We start from the raw sequence: 16,796 nt of genomic DNA, 5'->3' as shown, positions 1-16,796 counted from the left end.
GAAGAGGCGATATTTATCGCCTCTTCTTGTTTGTTAGTTTTGTTTATGCAGTTGTAAAATATGAAAATATGGATAGTGTTGAAATCTTAGGTTTGATCGCAGCTACTTTAACCACAGCGGCATTTGTGCCACAAGTATATAAAACGTGGAAAAATAAATCTGTTGAAGATATTTCCCTTACTATGTATACTGTTTTATTAATAGGGGTTTTGCTTTGGTTGGTTTATGGAGTGAATATAAATAGCCTACCTGTTATTTTAGCAAATGGAATTACATCTGCCCTTCTAATTTTAATGGTATTAATGAAATTAAAGTATAAATAAACAGTATACCCCCTAATTTTATAGGGGTGTAAACTCATAATTATATATTTTTACCAATCAACCCCTACGTTTTATCGAATTATTGTTTGTTATCTGCATAATTAGCTTCAATTTTGCAGTGTAACATAAAATGATAAATCATGATTGTTGGTATTCCAAAAGAAATTAAAAACAATGAAAGCAGGGTAGGTATGACGCCAGCCGGAGTTTTCGAATTGGTAAAGAACAACCACAAAGTATATGTTCAGTCAGATGCTGGTGAAGGCAGTGGTTTTTTCAATCAAGATTATCAACAGGCAGGTGCTGTCATACTAGATACTATTGGTCAGGTATACGCAATGAGCGAAATGATAGTAAAGGTAAAAGAGCCTATTGAAGAAGAATATATTCTAATTCAAGAAGGTCAAATATTGTTCACGTACTTTCATTTTGCATCAAGCGAAGCCTTAACGAAGGCAATGATCAAGCAGAAAGCAATCTGTATCGCTTATGAAACGGTAGAAGATGAAGAAGGTACATTACCACTATTAACGCCAATGTCTGAGGTTGCCGGTAGAATGGCAATACAACAAGGAGCGAAATATTTAGAGAAACCTGTTAAAGGTCGTGGAGTACTCTTGGGTGGTGTTCCTGGTGTTGCTCCCGGTAAGGTTTTGGTATTAGGTGCGGGTGTAGTGGGTATACAAGCTGCTAAAATGGCAGCAGGTTTAGGAGCTCACGTTACTATACTTGATATTAATATGAAACGCTTAAGATATGTAAATGATGTAATGCCGCCGCATGTGGTTACAGAGTTTTCCAATGAATTTAATATTCGAAGACTTATTAAGACACATGATCTTATTATTGGTGGTGTTTTATTGAAAGGAGCCAAGGCTCCGAATTTGATTACGAGAGACATGTTGAAAGAAATGAGACCAGGTACCGTAATCGTTGATGTTGCGGTGGATCAAGGCGGATGTGTAGAAACAACCAGACCTACCACACACGAAGATCCTATTTATATTATTGATGATGTTGTTCATTATTCCGTTGCAAATATGCCGGGTGCAGTACCTTATACATCGACAATGGCGTTGACCAATGTAACCTTGCCATATGCTTTGAAATTAGCAAATTTAGGTTGGAAAGAAGCTTGTGAAAAAGATGCCTCTTTAAAGAAAGGATTAAATATAGTAGAAGGCAATATAGTGCTTCAAGAAATTATTGAAGCCTTTGGTTGGGAAGAAATAGTTGCCTAATCCATACATTTTGTCAGTAAAATAGACCTCGCCAGTTTCGAAAGGAATTTGGCGGGGTTTTTGCTTTTAAATAATTAGATTCTTAAAAAAATAGGAATCTTTAGTATATTTAATCGATTTAAAATTTGAAATGTTATGATGGGATATTATATATTGATAGGAGCAATTGCTTTGGTCAGCTGGTTAGTGAGTAGTAAGTTAAAGAGTAAGTTTAAGTTTTATTCTAAGGTTCATTTACGAAATGGAATGAGCGGTGCTGAGATTGCCGAAAAAATGTTGGCGGATCATGGTATTAGAGATGTAAAAGTTGTTTCTACATCTGGTATGCTTACCGATCATTACAATCCTGCTAATAAAACAGTAAACTTAAGTGAGGGTGTATATAATCAAAGAAATGCATCTGCAGCTGCCGTTGCGGCTCACGAATGTGGTCACGCGGTACAACATGCACAGGCGTATGAGTGGTTAGGAATGCGCTCTAAGTTGGTACCAATAGTAAGTGTAACATCAAGCATGTCTATGTGGGTTGTTTTCGGTGGTTTGGCTTTAGGTGCAGCTGCTGGAGTAGGATTTGGGTATTGGGTTGCCGTAGCTGGTCTGGTGATGATGGGTTTTGCTACATTATTTAGTTTTGTGACTTTACCTGTAGAATATGATGCAAGTAATAGAGCGTTGGCATGGTTAAAAAATAAAAATATAGTTACACCAGAAGAATATAAAGGATCTGAAGATGCCTTAAAATGGGCTGCTCGTACGTATTTGGTAGCGGCAATTGGTTCATTGGCAACTTTAGTATACTGGGGACTTCAAGTTTTTGGTGGTAGAGATTAATTTTAAGTGTATTCAATAATAAATAAAAACCTGCCTTTTAAGGCAGGTTTTTTTTGTCTTAACTAAGAACATATGAAACAGCTGGAAACCGAAAGATTGTATCTAAAATCTGCAAACTTGAAAGATGCACATTTTATTTTTGTTTTACTGAATAGTGATAGCTGGTTAAAATACATCGGAGATAAAAAAATTTCAAATCTGAACAATGCAAAAGAGTACATTCAAAATACATTAATTGATGGGTATGCTAAAAACGGATTTGGACTTATGTTGGTTACTCTAAAAGATGGCACTCCGATAGGGGTATGTGGTTTTTTAAAAAGAGGTTATTTAGACACTATAGATTTGGGTTTCGCTTTATTACCGAAATACGAAGGTTATGGTTATGCATTCGAAGCAGCAAGTGCTACCATGCAATTTGGAAAATTAGAATTAAAGCTAAATCGCGTGCTAGCTATATGTATGAAAACGAATGAAAAGTCACTTGCTCTATTAAGTAAATTGGGGTTCAACAAAATAGATACTATTAAACTTAGTGAAGATTCAGAAGAATTGCTCTTGCTTTCTACTTAAATAGATATTTGTCTATCTATCTGTTGTGCCAATGATATAAAGGTTTCAGTTCTTGAAACCCCTTCAATGGCTTGTATTTCTTTATTCAATACCTGCATTAAATGCTCATTATCTCTACACAATACTTTAATTAAGATAGACCAATTTCCGGTAGTGTAATGGCATTCTAATACTTCCGGTATTTTCTCTAGTTGTTTTACCGCCATTGGGTTGCTCATCGCTTTGTCTAGGTAAATACCAATATAAGCCATAGTGGTATAGCCTAATGATTTAGGATTTACAATGAATTTAGAGCCAGATAAAAGTCCCGATGCTTCTAGTTTTCTTAATCGTTGATGTATAGCTGCGCCAGATATACCGATACTTCTCGCAATTTCAAGTACCGGTTTTCGGGCATCTTCCATTAAAAAACGTAAGATTTTTTTATCTATACCATCAATTTTAGCCAATGAAGTAGGTGTTTTCATGTTCTATCAAATCAATAACCTCGACCCAAGTGTATGAGGTCTGTTTCTAAATTTATATTATTTCGAGGCAAGCCTCAGAGAATTAAACCCTGAATGAGGGATTAGAACATAAATGTACTTATTTGGTTTCAATATGATAGTTAAAAAGGGTTAGCTAATTACAGAATTTGGATTGTACCCTAAATATGGTATGTCATATTCTCTAAAATTTACTCCATAACTCTCTAATTCCTTTAATATAGGCTCGTATACTTCTTTGGTGATAGGTATTTGTACCCCAGGTGTGGTAATTTTACCATTCAATATTTTCAATGTAGCCATTGCTACTGGCAACCCTACGGTTTTAGCCATGGCAGTAAACGTTTGGTTTTCGCCTGTAACTACAAGTTTAGAATCTATTTGTTTCTTTTCGCCATTTAACTCATAACCGAATTTATGATACATAACGATCATATCTTTCTCTTCCGCTTTAAGCGTCCAGCTGTCTTCTAAAATTTTTTGAAGCGCCTGTGCCGGTGTGGCATTTGGTATACCTATCAGTTTGGAGTTATCAAAAATATTCAGTTCCTGTAATTTATCCCAGCGGATATCATCTTGATCTAATTTCAGGTAATGTCTAAGTTTTAATTCAACAGAATCTGTAGGTGAATAAGGTAAAAATAGATTGATGAATTCTCTGTAACTCATTTTATCAGAGTTTTCAATCGTGTATGTATCGTCGGTAGCTCCTAATTGAATGAACATATTCCATGCCTTCGAAAAACCAACGCGACGCATGGTGCCTCTGTAAATGGTTAAGGCATCTTGTAATTTATAAGCTTCTCTGTAGTTGAGAGAATCACGATTGGCATATCCTTCAAAACGACCATATCCTTCTATTTCAAAGAATTCGGTACGTCTAAACAAACGATGATAAGGTATGTACTTATAGGTGCCTTCTTGTATGAATTTAGCAGTACCACCTTGACCGGCAAGCACTACATTTCTTGGGTTCCAAGTAAATTTATAATTCCAAAGATTGTTATCGTACTCAGGGGCAACTAATCCGCCACAGAAAGATTCGAACAAAATTATTTTACCACCTTTTTCGCGAATACGATCAATTACCTGCATGGCGCTCATGTGATCGACACCAGGATCTAAGCCAATTTCGTTCATGAATACGAGTCCCGCTTCCTTTACCTCTTTATCAAGAGCCATTAATTCTGGACTAACATATGATGCGGTTACCAAGTGTTTTTTAAGGCGAACACAATCTTGGGCGACCTTTATATGCATATGGGCAGGAAGCATTGAAATGACGATGTCTGAATTTTCAATAGCTTTTTGCCGAACAGTCTTTTCAAAGATATCTAAAGAGATAACATTGCAGTTTTTATGGTTTGCAATCGACGACGGTATTGCGGCAGGGTTGATATCACCAATGGTGATTTCTAATTTTTCAGTATCTGATTTTCCTAAAAGATAATCTAATAAATATGAGGTAGATTTACCTGCACCTATAACAAGAATTTTTCGCATCATACGATTTCAGTATTTTTGAGTGGTAACGATTTACTAAGGTATCAAATTGTTACATTTATAAAGAATGTTATAACAAAAGTTATGAAAAAAACAATTTTAGGTACTGCGTGCCTGTTTGGTATGTTGGCAGTTGTTCTCGGTGCATTTGGTGCACACGGCTTGAAAAATCTAGTAGAACTAGAGGCGGTAGCGACTTTTGAGACAGGAGTTCGATACCAAATGTACCATGCTTTTTTTCTGCTGGCCCTTGGGTTATTACCAAGTGAAGTATTAAAATCAAAAAAAGCTATTTATATCTGTACGGTAGTGGGCGTGGTACTTTTTTCATTTTCCATTTATCTATTGGCATTGAATAGTTTGGTAGCATTCGATTTTAAAATGTTCGGAGTCATAACCCCAATTGGTGGACTATTTTTAATTGCCGCTTGGGCGATGATGGGATACGGAATCATGAAATCTAAAAATGTGAAATAGAAGCCGAAAGTGATCATTTTAGTTCTTAAAAAACGTATTTTCATTCTGTAATGGCACTTCTATGAGTAAAACTAAAGTATTAGGCCTTGTTTTAGGTCCGCTTTCATTTATACTAATTCATTTCTTTTTTCATCCGGTCGGACTCTCTGATCAAGCCAATGCGGTATTAGCTTCTACCTTATGGATTGCTATTTGGTGGATTACCGAAGCAATACCTATCGCGGTAACCGCTTTGCTGCCGTTAGTGCTATTTCCGCTCTCTGGTGGGTTAGACTTGTCTTCGACCTCAGCATCTTTCGGTCATAAATATGTCTTTTTGTATATGGGTGGGTTCATTATTGCCATTGCCATAGAAAAATGGAATCTACATAAAAGAATAGCCTTGAATATTATTAATTTTATAGGCTCAGATGTTCGAAAGATCATTTTAGGTTTTATGATGGCGACCGCATTTTTATCAATGTGGATTTCTAATACGGCAACCGCTGTAATGATGTTGCCGATCGGTTTGGCAATTATCAAGCAGCTACAAGATAACCCAGATACGGTAGAAGATGAAAACCAGACTTTTGGTAAAGCGCTAATGTTAGCAATAGCCTATAGCGCTTCTATTGGCGGTGTGGCAACTTTAATTGGTACGCCGCCAAATTTGGTGCTTGCAGGCGTAGTATATGATACTTATGGTTATGAAATTACTTTTATGCAATGGTTTGCATTCGGCTTACCCATATCTATTATTTTAATATTTATATGTTGGTTATACTTGACCAAATATGCCTTTCAGTTTAAGCAAAAATCCTTCCCGGGTGGTAAGCAAGAAATAAAACGGTTGTTGTCTAACCTTGGTAAAATATCATATGAAGAGAAAGTAGTGGCGTTCGTATTTGCATTAACGGCATTCTGCTGGATCACACGTTCATTTTTACTAGAAAGAATATTGCCAAATTTAGATGATACTATTATAGCCATATTTTTCTCAATTGTATTGTTTTTGATTCCGTCGAAGAAAAAAGGGGTACAACTTATTAATTGGGAAGAAGCCGTGAAAATGCCGTGGGGTATAATACTTTTATTTGGCGGGGGTATGGCTCTCGCTAAAGGTTTTGAAGACAGTGGGTTAGCGGTATGGATCGGTGGTCAAATGACCACTTTATCAGGTTTGCCCATAATTGTTTTAATATTGGTACTGATTACGGCGGTAAATTTTTTAACAGAAATAACTTCCAATCTAGCAACTACAGCAATGTTATTGCCTGTTTTAGCCCCAATGGCACTAACTATAGATGTACACCCTTTTGTATTAATGGTCGGTGCTGCAGTAGCTGCGTCATGTGCTTTTATGCTACCGGTAGCCACGCCGCCAAATGCGGTAGTATTTGGTTCTGGATATTTAAGAATACCAGATATGGTAAGTAAAGGTTTTTTTATGAATATAATTTCTATTATTATATTAACCTTTTTCGTATATTTTGTTCTCCCAGAATTATGGGGTGTAACCATAAATAGTTTCCCCGATAAATTTAAATAAATGAAACTATTACTCATTCCAGATAAATTTAAAGGGTCTCTAACTAGTGAAGCTTTTACAAAAGCTTTTATTTCGGGAGTGGAGAAATCAGGTATTTCTTTTACGTCTCATTTCATAAAAGCATCAGACGGTGGTGATGGTTTTATGAGTGCCGTTGCAAGTTATAGACCGTGCATTGCTATGCAGGTAATTAGTGAAAATCCGTTAGGTAAGTTAATTCAATCGTACTATCTGTATAACCAAAAAGCAAAGTCTGCTTACGTAGAATTGGCAAATACTTCGGGTATGGAACTGTTGAAGCCCGAAGAGCGAAACCCTATGTTGACCTCTACATATGGTACAGGTTTACAAATTAAAGATGCCATCGATAAAGATGTTGAACATGTTTTTATAGGTCTTGGCGGTAGTGCCACAAATGATGGTGGTATTGGCATTGCACAAGCTTTAGGCTATGTTTTTTTAAATGAAAATAATGAAGAGTTGGCTCCTATAGGTGCTAGCTTGCAATTAATTAAAAAAATCGATGACACCGGTGTAACCGATGCTGTTAAGAAGGTAAAATTCTATGCGGTTAGTGATGTTACCAACCCGTTATTCGGCGTAAATGGAGCATCTTATGTGTATGCCAAACAAAAGGGTGCAACAGATTTTATTATTGAAGACCTGGACAAAGGACTTAGGAATTTAGATACGGTAGTTTCTAAAAAGTATCATATTAACAATGGTGAATTACCATGTGCTGGTGCTGCAGGAGGAACAGCATTTGGATTAAAATCTTTTTTTGACGCAGAAATGTTAAGCGGAATAGATTTTATTTTAGAATTATCGGGAGTTCATAAATTGTTGGCCAGAGAAAAGTTTGACTATATCATTACCGGTGAAGGAAAAATTGATGCGCAAACATTGAACGGTAAATTATTACAAGGCATACTCAATTTGGGTAAAAAATACCAGTTGCCTGTAATTGCTATTTGTGGAACATTAGAGATTTCTAAAGAGGCCTTACTAGAGAGAGGTATTTTTGATGTATTTGAAATTCAAGATAACAGTAAAGATCTTGAATATAATATGAGGCACGCAGCACTGCTTTTAGCTACAAAGACAGCTGATTATTTTAGTGTAAAGTGAAAATTTGGCTTTAAAAAATGACCTGTATTTTTAATTATTTCTTAAAATTTTACGCACAAAATAACAACAATGTATTTAAAATGCGTTATTTCTTTATAATGTATATTAAAAGGAATAAAGTGCCTGCGAAAACATTTCATTTTGCATGATTCTTTGATTGAATTCGTATTTCGACGAGAAATGGCACTAATTGAGCTCTGAAAATCAGTGGTTCAGCATTTAATTTTTTAGTTTTACACGAACAAATTTTCTAAAGCATGAAAAGCTCAATGACAAATGCGAATACCATATCCCTGAAAAATTATGGGATTACACACGCCAATTTTCATTATCAAGAAACACCTGAACAACTTCAGAAAGCCACTCTAGAAATGGATATGGGGGTTGAAACAAGCAATGGAACACTTGCTGTTAATACAGGCGAATTTACTGGTAGATCACCTATGGATCGATTTATCGTGAAAGATGATATTACAAAAGATAAGGTCTGGTGGGGAAATATTAATATTCCATTTGAAAAGGATAAATTCGATGCGTTATACACAAAGGTGATTTCCTATTTAAACGAAAAGGAACTTTTTGTTAGAGATAGCTATGCATGTGCAGACGAAGATTATAAACTGAATATTAGGGTCATCAATGAATATCCTTGGTCTAATATGTTCGCTTATAATATGTTTTTACGCCCTACAGCGGAAGAATTAAAAGATTTCACTCCCGAATGGACAGTAATTAATGCGCCAGGTTTTATGGCCGATGCAGAAGTGGACGGTACAAGACAACATAATTTTGCAATCTTAAATTTTACCGATAAAATAGCTTTGATTGGTGGAACCGGATATACTGGGGAAATCAAAAAAGGAATTTTCTCTGCCTTGAACTTTATTTTACCAGTTTACAAAGAGACTTTGCCAATGCACTGTTCTTCTAATATTGGTAAAGATGGCGATACCGCAATCTTTTTCGGATTGTCTGGAACAGGAAAAACAACCTTATCAACAGATCCCAATAGAAAACTAATAGGTGATGATGAACACGGTTGGACGAGCAGAAACACCGTTTTTAATTTTGAAGGTGGTTGCTATGCAAAGGTTATTAATTTATCTGAAGAGCAAGAACCTGAAATTTACGGTGCTATTAAGCCAGGTGCTATTTTAGAAAATGTTGTATTAGATGACCAAGGTAATGTTGATTTTGCCGATACGTCAATAACACAAAATACAAGAGTTAGTTACCCAATTCATCATATCGATAATATTCAACAGCCATCTATTGGTAAAAACGTAAAAAATATATTCTTTTTAACTGCCGATGCCTTTGGTGTACTGCCTCCGATATCTAAGCTTACTCCTAGTCAGGCTGCATATCACTTTATCTCTGGTTATACTGCTAAGGTTGCTGGTACTGAAGCTGGTGTTGTAGAACCGGTACCATCATTCTCTGCATGTTTTGGTGCGCCATTTATGCCACTACACCCGGCAAAGTATGCTGAAATGTTGAGTAAGAAGATGAAAGAATCGGGTGTAGATGTATGGCTTGTAAATACAGGTTGGACAGGCGGCCCATACGGAATCGGAACTCGAATGAAATTAAAGTATACTAGAGCAATGATTACAGCTGCCTTAAACGGAGATTTAGGCTTGTATTCGTACGATAAGTATCATATTCACTCCGTATTCGGCGTAGCACAACCTAGAGAGTGCCCGGGTGTACCAACATCGGTATTGAGTCCGAGGTCAACTTGGAACGATGATGAGAAATATTATACCACTGCATTTAAATTAACAAATGCCTTTAGGGAAAACTTCAAGAAGTATGAAAGTTACGCCAGTGAAGAAATTAGAAGAGGCGGACCACAACGGTACGCATTTTAAGACAATTAAAAAGCCTTGCATTGCAAGGCTTTTTAATTAAGTTATTTTGGAGTGTATTATTTATTTACGCTCATAATATATTTCTCTAAGGCCATCGTCATAGAAGGTGTCTCGGGTGTCGGTGCTTTAATATCTATGCGCAAGCCAGCATCTGTTGCCGCGTCTACGGTAGAGTTTCCGAAAACAGCTATTCTAGTTTCCTTTTGATCAAAATCTGGAAAATTCTGTAATAAAGATTCGATACCAGACGGACTAAAAAATACCAAAATGTCATAATACACATTTCTTAAATCTGAAAGATCGCTAATTACAGTTTTGTAAAAAATAGCTCTTTTCCAATTGATACTTAAAGAATCTAAAGTATCAGGTACATCTGGCTTAAGTACATCTGAAGAAGGAAGTAAGAATTTTTCATCCTTATATTTCTTGATCAACGGCACTAAATCTGTGAATAATCTTTTTCCTACGTAGATCTTACGTTTTCTGTAAACTACATATTTTTGAAGGTAATAGGCAACCGCTTCAGACTGGCAGAAGTATTTCATAGAATCTGGTACTTTAAAACGCATTTCGTCTGCGATTCTAAAGAAATGGTCTACTGCGTTTCTGCTGGTTAAGATAATTGCAGTAAAATCATTCAAATCTATCTTTTGTTGGCGCACTGTTTTTGCATCAACTCCTTCTACATGAATAAAAGGTCTGAAATCAACCTTTACTTTCTCTTTGTCGATAAGCTTGGAATAGGGAGAATTTTCCATTTTTGGCTCAGGTTGAGAGACTAAAATCGTTTTTACTTTCATACGCTGCACTATTTTAGAAAGCTTCCCATAATAAGTAAGGGTGCAATTTCGAGTGCGCAAAGGTACAAAATAAAATAGAAAAAATAAGAGCTAATGAATTTTTGATAATTCCTTAATACTGTTACCCAACCAATTATATTGATAACGAAAAATAGAATTAATGCAATAATGATTAAGATTTTCGAGTCAATAAAGACATAAGCTAAAAATACATTGGCAATAAAAAGAACAATGCCTGCATAATTAAGGTAGGTTAGCTTCTTAAAAATCAACTCATTAAAGGTGTTGTAAGAGTTAAATATGAATCCGTTAAAAAGCTGCGACATGGTTTTCGCAGTAATAAATAAGAAAACACCTGCAAGCAATAATGGAAAAATGTAAGGGTTTTTTGCCTCGGTAGGGTTGAAGTAACTACGCCAAATAAAAAATATAAATAAAGTGGTGTTTATAATTTGAAACACACTCATTAGAAAATGAAACCAATTGAACAGTTTTTCTTTCTTCGTGTACATCGTAATGTACTTGTTATTAAACGGAAGAATCATGAAATTGAAAAAACGCGGATAATAGATGCTTTTGGCAATTAATGGAAATATAAGACTCACCATAAGAGTTATGGTGATCCAATCGGTTTGCCCCAATGTTCTTGCTAAAGGTTCCATTAATTAACAGGAATTGCTTTTCCGTTTAGACCGTACAAAAGATCGTTCTCAGAAATGACTACTCTAAAGTAACCAATGTTTTCCTTTTTTGTTTTAGGTAGTTCAAATATAAAATTAGTTGTGTCTAATTGTTTTAAGACTGTAGTCGCCGTTTGGGTTGCTCTTGGTGTAATTTGTAGCGTCTGTACAGGTGTTTTGTAATCGTCCATGTAGGTAATGCCGAATTTCAATTTTTTAAGATCGATATCTTCATTGTAAGGGTTGAAGATTTTTACCTCTATAGCTGCATCAGAATTTAATGAAACGGCACTATCGTCGACAATAGCATCTAATTTACGAAACGATTGAAAGTTAGAGATATACCTGCCTTTATAGAGTCCGCCATCTTCTCTGGTATATGTAAAAGTTGGAGTATTCGCATATTTTGAAACGTAAGCAACATCTTTACCTCGAACTTTTTCTTCAGAGTCGTCTATAGAATATTGATTTTTACGATACATAAAATTGTTCAACGAAAAGGTAGGTGTTGCATTAGTATAGAAAGAATACATTGGTGCATTTCTATACGAGTTTTCAAATACCACAGGTATATTGCCTACTTCCTCTTCAATAGCCTCTGCCCATTCTTTATTACCATGACTTTCATAATAGAAATTAAATAGCAAGGGTTGATAGGCAAGTCCCATTCTTAGGTAGATAATTAGAACGGTATTGATGAGACCTAATCTGAAAATCCAGGTTAGTGCCTGTTTATTTTGTAGCATGTAGTTAAAGGCGATAACTACTAGAGGAATACAGACTATAATGATCCATTGTGTTTGTACCCTTCTGTTAAAACTAGAAACAAAAAAGAAAATTAATACTCCGTATGTAAGGTATATAAGGGCTTTGTTGAATAAGTCATTGCCTTTAGTCTTAAACAGCGCTTTATAAATAAACGGAAAAGTTAGACCAAAAATAGCTACTAAATTAACCAAGAAACCGACCGTATATTTTTCAAAACTATATGCTCCATTTGGTCTTTCGTACAAGTGATATTTTATAGAAACAAAGTCATTTTCATACAACCAGTAAAAGTGTGGTAAATAACAAAATAGCGCAACTGCTACTGCAAGCCATGCATATTTATTGGTGACTAATTTTATATTGGATAGCAGAACAAAAAATATGACCAAAACTGCATGATACTTACTGTACATTAAAGCAGCCATAAAGATGCCCATAACAATGGAGATACCAAAGTTTGGCTTTTTTAAAAAATGCTTGTAGGTCAATAAAAAACAACTTGTAAAAAATAATAGGGGAGTATCTGGTAAAGTGAAAAAACCATAGGCATTTAAAAGCGTCATCGAAAAAACCAGAACAAAAAATTGCTTAATGTAATCGTTCTTTTTCGGGTTGTCAATCATGAGCCAAAGCAGAATAATATTCACTGCAGATAACACGCAACTCATAAAACGAACACCGAGTTCGCCATTAAAAAAGAAGCTGCTGATTTTCACCAATAACGCGACCATTGGCGGGTGATCAAAGTAACCCCAAGCCATGTTCTGACTGTAATACCAGTAATAAGCTTCATCAAAAATGAGTTGCGTAAAACTAGATTGAATAAGGTTTAGAATGAATAGTACAGCTAAAAAAAAGTAAAACTGCTTCGGAATTTTAGTCAACATTTGCATAGGTTACTAAGTGGCAAAATTACAAATTTAAGGCAACCTACCTAGTTTAAATATTTCATAAAGGTATTGATGCCCATTTTAAGACGACTATTAAAACCTTACTTTTGTCAAAACACCTATAAATAACTTATGTCCAGTAGCATTGTAATCATACCTACGTATAATGAAATTGAGAATGTAGAGGCTATAATTAGAGCGGTATTCGATTTACAGAAAGAGTTTCATGTGCTTATTGTCGATGATAATTCGCCAGATAAAACAGGTGATTGCGTTCGCGGACTACAGCAAGAGTTTCAAGGAAAACTTTTTTTAGAAACTAGATTAGAAAAATCGGGGTTAGGTACCGCGTACATTCATGGTTTTAAATGGGCAATTGCCAAAGGCTACGATTACATATTTGAAATGGATGCCGATTTTTCGCATACACCCTCAGATTTGTTGAGGTTGCTAAAAGCGTGCGAAAACGGTGCGGATCTTTCTGTAGGTTCTAGATATAAAAAGGGCGTAAATGTTGTCAACTGGCCATTATACCGAGTGTTGTTGTCTTACGGTGCATCTATTTATGTAAAATTGATTACGGGTATGCGAGTAGATGATCCAACAGCAGGTTTTGTTTGTTATAAGCGCGAAGTGTTAGAAGCTATAGATTTAGATTCAGTTCGGTTTGTAGGTTATGCTTTTCAGATCGAAATGAAATTTAGGGCCTACCTAAAACATTTTAAAATAGAGGAAGTTTCCATTATTTTTAGAGATCGTGTTTTAGGGAAATCAAAAATGAGTTCATCGATAATAAGTGAAGCAATTTGGGGTGTATTTATTATGAAAATGAGAAGTCTATTCTTAAAAAATAAGTTTTAATTATGGGTAAGATTTTATTGAAGAACGGAACAATTGTTAATGAGGGAATCATACAACAAAGTGATATTTTAATTGTTGATGATATCATCGTAAAAATAGCGAGAGATATATCTGATGCAGATGCTGAGGTTATCGATGTTACTGGTAAGCATATATTGCCAGGCGTTATTGATGATCAAGTACACTTTAGAGAACCCGGTCTTACACATAAAGGTACTATAGCAACAGAAAGTAGAGCCGCTCTTGCCGGTGGTATTACTAGTTTTATGGAGCAACCCAATACCACACCACAAACCACTACAATTGAGAAACTAGAAGAAAAGTTTGCGATGGCGGCCAACGCTGCCTATGCTAATTATTCTTTTTTGTTCGGTGGTACCAATGATAATTTAGAAGAACTAAAAAGGCTTGACAAAAATGCCTGTTCGGGTATTAAATTATTTTTAGGATCATCGACTGGTAATATGTTGGTCGATGACGAAAAGGTAATTGAAAGTATATTCCGTAATACCGAAATGGTCATCTCTGCGCATTGCGAAGATGAAACGACCATTCGTAAAAATATGGCAAAGTATAAGGCACAGTATGGTGATGATATACCTATTGCCATGCATCCTATTATTAGAAGTGAAGAAGCTTGTTATCTTTCTTCTTCAAGGGCAATTGCTTTGGCTAAGAAAACAGGTGCTAGGTTACATGTTTTTCATTTATCCACCGGAAAGGAAACCGATTTATTTCGAAATGATATTCCGTTAGAGCAAAAGAAAATAACTGCTGAGGTATGTATACATCACCTTTGGTTTTCTGATGCCGATTATGCAGAAAAAGGAACGTTGATTAAATGGAATCCTGCGGTAAAAACAGCGAAGGATAGAGATATGCTTTGGGACGCTCTTTTAGATGACAGAATAGATGTTATCGCTACAGACCATGCGCCTCATCTATTAGGTGAAAAGGATAATGTGTATACGAAAGCACCATCTGGCGGTCCACTAGTTCAGCATGCATTGAACGCCATGTTAGAAAAGGTAAAAGAGGGTAAAATTACGTTAGAGAAAATGGTGCAGAAAATGTGCCATAACCCGGCAATCTTATTTCAGATAGAAAAGCGTGGGTATATTAGAGAAGGCTATTATGCTGATTTGGTAGTAGCAGATTTAAATAGCCCTTGGACGGTTACGAAAGAGAATATTGCCTATAAATGTAAATGGTCTCCTTTTGAAAATACTACGTTTTCTTCAAAGGTGGTACATACTTTTATTAATGGACATTTAGGCTATAGCAATGGTCAGTTTTCTGAAAAACGAAATGCAAAAAGACTAACATACAATAGACCATGAGACCACTAATTTTTTTACTATTGGGGCTACTTTTTTTGTCTTCTTGCGCCGAAGAATTAATTGAAAAGCCCGATAATTTGATACCAGAAGATAAAATGGTGACGATTATCAAAGAAATGGCCGTGGTCAACGCTTCAAAAGCAACAAATCTTGGCAAGTTGAGAGAAAATGGAATAGAACCTACAGATTATGTGTTTGCCAAGTATGAAATAGATAGTGCGCAGTTTGTAGATAGCGATAGGTATTATGCCTCGAAGCCTTTGCGTTATGAGAATATGTATAAGAAGGTAGAATCTGATCTTGAAGAGCAACGTTTAAAACTAGAAGCTGAGAAAAAAATTAGAGATAGTCTAAGTTTAGTTGAAAAGTCTAAAAGTAAAATTGACAAATTGGCGAAAGATTCTATACCCTCTAACGATGTTCAGAAATAAATAGTTTCGAACAAAATTTCAGTTGTTCATCAATAGGTTCAAATTCTAGATTTAACGCTTCTTTAATTTTTTCGTTTTTGAATGTAGTTGGGTGTTGTAAGCCATAAATAGTACTCTTAGTAATGGTTCTTTGGCTGCCGGTTAGTAGATTTCTTAGTCCGTCTACGATTCTTCCAATATGTAGTTGCCAAAATTTTAATGATTTTGTCGGCGGCTTTTTTTCCATATGTGTAGCAATTCTTCGTAAAACTTCTTGGTACGATAAATTTTCTGACACCAATATAAAACGCTCGCTACAAATTTCAGAATTCATTAGTGCGATCATAATGTTGGTGACATCGTTTACGGTTACAAAGCCTGATCCGCCGGGTGGGTAATAGTTATATCCTTTAGAAGCTGTTTTAAAGAAAGAACCACTGCCACTGTTCCAAAAACCAGGACCCAAAATCACTCCCGGGTTTACTATTACGACCTTAAGATTTTCTTGCGCCCCACGCCAAACTTCCATCTCTGCAAGGTGTTTGGTAATCGCATATGGGTTGGCATGTTGTCTGGTCCACTCCGTTTCTTCATCAACTCGTTCTGTGGTAATTGGTCTTCCGATAGTACCAATGGTACTGACATGGCATAACTTTTTTACACCACTAGCAATACATAAATTTACAATATTAGCGGTACCCTCTCTATTGATGCGTTCTAGCTTTTTAAAATCTAAAGGGTTGAAAGAAATATAAGCGGCACAATGGTACACCAGGGTAACATTTTCAATGGCATTTTCTAAAGACGGTATGTCTAAAATATCACCCTGTACCCAATCGATTTTATCGAATAAAACATCGGAATCATTCGAGTAGTAAGAAAAGATTTTTTTGACTTGAGTCAGTTTATCCGCAGATCTATAAAGAGCTCTAACATTCTTATTATTCAATGTTAATTTCAGCAGCAAATGCGACCCCACCAACCCCGTGCCTCCTGTAACTAATACCATAAATCAAATTTAGCGAATACAGGTGAATAAATTCATGCTTTAATCTACTGTGTACTGGCGAGAATTCCATTTATA

General features: G+C 35.7%; 17 protein-coding genes. 11 read left to right on the top strand and 6 right to left on the bottom strand.

Features of this window, described 5'->3' with window-relative positions:
• Positions 1–68 precede the first annotated feature (68 nt).
• From ACPF9A_RS07380 to ACPF9A_RS07365, 4 genes are all read left to right on the top strand, one after another.
• Entirely contained in the window at positions 69–323 is a 255-nt protein-coding gene (locus tag ACPF9A_RS07380; RefSeq protein WP_073240765.1) for a SemiSWEET family sugar transporter, read from the top strand.
• 140 nt (positions 324–463) lie between these two features.
• Entirely contained in the window at positions 464–1,564 is a 1,101-nt protein-coding gene (gene ald, locus ACPF9A_RS07375; RefSeq protein WP_424003082.1) for an alanine dehydrogenase, read from the top strand.
• A gap of 135 nt (positions 1,565–1,699) precedes the next feature.
• Entirely contained in the window at positions 1,700–2,395 is a 696-nt protein-coding gene (locus ACPF9A_RS07370) for a zinc metallopeptidase (RefSeq protein WP_424003080.1), read from the top strand.
• Positions 2,396–2,467: 72 nt separating this feature from the next.
• A complete protein-coding gene (locus ACPF9A_RS07365) occupies positions 2,468–2,968 on the top strand; it encodes a GNAT family N-acetyltransferase (RefSeq protein WP_424003078.1) in 501 nt (166 codons plus the stop codon).
• Here ACPF9A_RS07365 and ACPF9A_RS07360 read toward each other — a convergent pair.
• Together ACPF9A_RS07360 and ACPF9A_RS07355 are read right to left on the bottom strand one after the other, a co-directional pair.
• On the bottom strand, positions 2,965–3,435 hold the full coding sequence (locus ACPF9A_RS07360) for an Lrp/AsnC ligand binding domain-containing protein (protein WP_027065872.1): 471 nt from the start codon (positions 3,433–3,435) through the stop codon (positions 2,965–2,967). The two genes, ACPF9A_RS07365 and ACPF9A_RS07360, sit on opposite strands and share 4 nt — an antisense overlap.
• A gap of 150 nt (positions 3,436–3,585) precedes the next feature.
• Entirely contained in the window at positions 3,586–4,959 is a 1,374-nt protein-coding gene (locus tag ACPF9A_RS07355; RefSeq protein WP_424003076.1) for a saccharopine dehydrogenase family protein, read from the bottom strand.
• An 81-nt stretch (positions 4,960–5,040) separates the two neighbouring features.
• Here ACPF9A_RS07355 and ACPF9A_RS07350 point away from each other — a divergent pair, with 81 nt between their 5' ends.
• The 4 genes from ACPF9A_RS07350 (at position 5,041) to pckA (ending at position 9,963) form a co-directional block, all read left to right on the top strand.
• Positions 5,041–5,433, top strand: coding sequence for a DUF423 domain-containing protein (locus tag ACPF9A_RS07350; RefSeq protein ID WP_424003074.1), 393 nt, complete (start codon positions 5,041–5,043; stop codon positions 5,431–5,433).
• Positions 5,434–5,494: 61 nt separating this feature from the next.
• Positions 5,495–6,961, top strand: coding sequence for an SLC13 family permease (locus ACPF9A_RS07345; protein ID WP_424003072.1), 1,467 nt, complete (start codon positions 5,495–5,497; stop codon positions 6,959–6,961).
• Positions 6,962–8,089 carry a glycerate kinase gene (locus ACPF9A_RS07340; protein WP_424003070.1) on the top strand — a complete coding sequence of 376 codons (1,128 nt, stop codon included), beginning with the start codon at positions 6,962–6,964 and terminating at the stop codon, positions 8,087–8,089.
• Positions 8,090–8,346: 257 nt separating this feature from the next.
• A complete protein-coding gene (gene pckA / locus ACPF9A_RS07335) occupies positions 8,347–9,963 on the top strand; it encodes a phosphoenolpyruvate carboxykinase (ATP) (protein WP_424003068.1) in 1,617 nt (538 codons plus the stop codon).
• A gap of 56 nt (positions 9,964–10,019) precedes the next feature.
• Here pckA and ACPF9A_RS07330 read toward each other — a convergent pair whose 3' ends face one another.
• The 3 genes from ACPF9A_RS07330 to ACPF9A_RS07320 are packed head-to-tail and all read right to left on the bottom strand — an operon-like array spanning position 10,020 to position 13,098.
• Positions 10,020–10,763 carry a uroporphyrinogen-III synthase gene (locus ACPF9A_RS07330; RefSeq protein WP_424003066.1) on the bottom strand — a complete coding sequence of 248 codons (744 nt, stop codon included), beginning with the start codon at positions 10,761–10,763 and terminating at the stop codon, positions 10,020–10,022.
• Between the two features lie 8 nt (positions 10,764–10,771).
• Positions 10,772–11,425, bottom strand: a complete 654-nt coding sequence (locus ACPF9A_RS07325; protein ID WP_424003064.1) for a DUF4271 domain-containing protein — start codon at positions 11,423–11,425, stop codon at positions 10,772–10,774.
• On the bottom strand, positions 11,425–13,098 hold the full coding sequence (locus ACPF9A_RS07320) for an ArnT family glycosyltransferase (RefSeq protein ID WP_424003062.1): 1,674 nt from the start codon (positions 13,096–13,098) through the stop codon (positions 11,425–11,427). Before ACPF9A_RS07320 ends, ACPF9A_RS07325 begins: the two co-directional genes overlap by 1 nt.
• Before the next feature lie 135 nt (positions 13,099–13,233).
• Here ACPF9A_RS07320 and ACPF9A_RS07315 point away from each other — a divergent pair, with 135 nt between their 5' ends.
• The 3 genes from ACPF9A_RS07315 to ACPF9A_RS07305 are packed head-to-tail and all read left to right on the top strand — an operon-like array spanning position 13,234 to position 15,733.
• Positions 13,234–13,962 (top strand): polyprenol monophosphomannose synthase, encoded by a 729-nt coding sequence (locus ACPF9A_RS07315; RefSeq protein ID WP_424003060.1) that lies wholly within the window; start codon positions 13,234–13,236, stop codon positions 13,960–13,962.
• Positions 13,963–13,964: 2 nt separating this feature from the next.
• Positions 13,965–15,302 (top strand): dihydroorotase, encoded by a 1,338-nt coding sequence (locus ACPF9A_RS07310; RefSeq protein ID WP_424003058.1) that lies wholly within the window; start codon positions 13,965–13,967, stop codon positions 15,300–15,302.
• Positions 15,299–15,733 carry a DUF4296 domain-containing protein gene (locus ACPF9A_RS07305; protein ID WP_424003056.1) on the top strand — a complete coding sequence of 145 codons (435 nt, stop codon included), beginning with the start codon at positions 15,299–15,301 and terminating at the stop codon, positions 15,731–15,733. Before ACPF9A_RS07310 ends, ACPF9A_RS07305 begins: the two co-directional genes overlap by 4 nt.
• Here ACPF9A_RS07305 and ACPF9A_RS07300 read toward each other — a convergent pair.
• The gene (locus ACPF9A_RS07300) at positions 15,714–16,721 is read right to left on the bottom strand and encodes an SDR family oxidoreductase (RefSeq protein ID WP_424003054.1); all 1,008 of its coding nucleotides are present in this window, start codon (positions 16,719–16,721) and stop codon (positions 15,714–15,716) included. The genes ACPF9A_RS07305 and ACPF9A_RS07300 overlap by 20 nt on opposite strands.
• Positions 16,722–16,796: the final 75 nt, after the last annotated feature.

Source organism: Maribacter sp. IgM3_T14_3 (genome assembly GCF_049603095.1).
GTDB lineage: Bacteria > Bacteroidota > Bacteroidia > Flavobacteriales > Flavobacteriaceae > Maribacter.
The sequence above is the reverse complement of the archived record's forward strand: the minus strand, read 5'-3'. Positions and strand labels throughout refer to the sequence as shown.

Bases quoted from the DNA above. Each gene is read 5' to 3' on its own strand.
- ACPF9A_RS07380 (WP_073240765.1), top strand. From the start codon at position 69: ATGGATAGTGTTGAAATCTTAGGTTTGATCGCAGCTACTTTAACCACA.
- ald (WP_424003082.1), top strand. From the start codon at position 464: ATGATTGTTGGTATTCCAAAAGAAATTAAAAACAATGAAAGCAGGGTA.
- ACPF9A_RS07370 (WP_424003080.1), top strand. From the start codon at position 1,700: ATGATGGGATATTATATATTGATAGGAGCAATTGCTTTGGTCAGCTGG.
- ACPF9A_RS07365 (WP_424003078.1), top strand. From the start codon at position 2,468: ATGAAACAGCTGGAAACCGAAAGATTGTATCTAAAATCTGCAAACTTG.
- ACPF9A_RS07360 (WP_027065872.1), bottom strand. From the start codon at position 3,435: ATGAAAACACCTACTTCATTGGCTAAAATTGATGGTATAGATAAAAAA.
- ACPF9A_RS07355 (WP_424003076.1), bottom strand. From the start codon at position 4,959: ATGATGCGAAAAATTCTTGTTATAGGTGCAGGTAAATCTACCTCATAT.
- ACPF9A_RS07350 (WP_424003074.1), top strand. From the start codon at position 5,041: ATGAAAAAAACAATTTTAGGTACTGCGTGCCTGTTTGGTATGTTGGCA.
- ACPF9A_RS07345 (WP_424003072.1), top strand. From the start codon at position 5,495: ATGAGTAAAACTAAAGTATTAGGCCTTGTTTTAGGTCCGCTTTCATTT.
- ACPF9A_RS07340 (WP_424003070.1), top strand. From the start codon at position 6,962: ATGAAACTATTACTCATTCCAGATAAATTTAAAGGGTCTCTAACTAGT.
- pckA (WP_424003068.1), top strand. From the start codon at position 8,347: ATGAAAAGCTCAATGACAAATGCGAATACCATATCCCTGAAAAATTAT.
- ACPF9A_RS07330 (WP_424003066.1), bottom strand. From the start codon at position 10,763: ATGAAAGTAAAAACGATTTTAGTCTCTCAACCTGAGCCAAAAATGGAA.
- ACPF9A_RS07325 (WP_424003064.1), bottom strand. From the start codon at position 11,425: ATGGAACCTTTAGCAAGAACATTGGGGCAAACCGATTGGATCACCATA.
- ACPF9A_RS07320 (WP_424003062.1), bottom strand. From the start codon at position 13,098: ATGTTGACTAAAATTCCGAAGCAGTTTTACTTTTTTTTAGCTGTACTA.
- ACPF9A_RS07315 (WP_424003060.1), top strand. From the start codon at position 13,234: ATGTCCAGTAGCATTGTAATCATACCTACGTATAATGAAATTGAGAAT.
- ACPF9A_RS07310 (WP_424003058.1), top strand. From the start codon at position 13,965: ATGGGTAAGATTTTATTGAAGAACGGAACAATTGTTAATGAGGGAATC.
- ACPF9A_RS07305 (WP_424003056.1), top strand. From the start codon at position 15,299: ATGAGACCACTAATTTTTTTACTATTGGGGCTACTTTTTTTGTCTTCT.
- ACPF9A_RS07300 (WP_424003054.1), bottom strand. From the start codon at position 16,721: ATGGTATTAGTTACAGGAGGCACGGGGTTGGTGGGGTCGCATTTGCTG.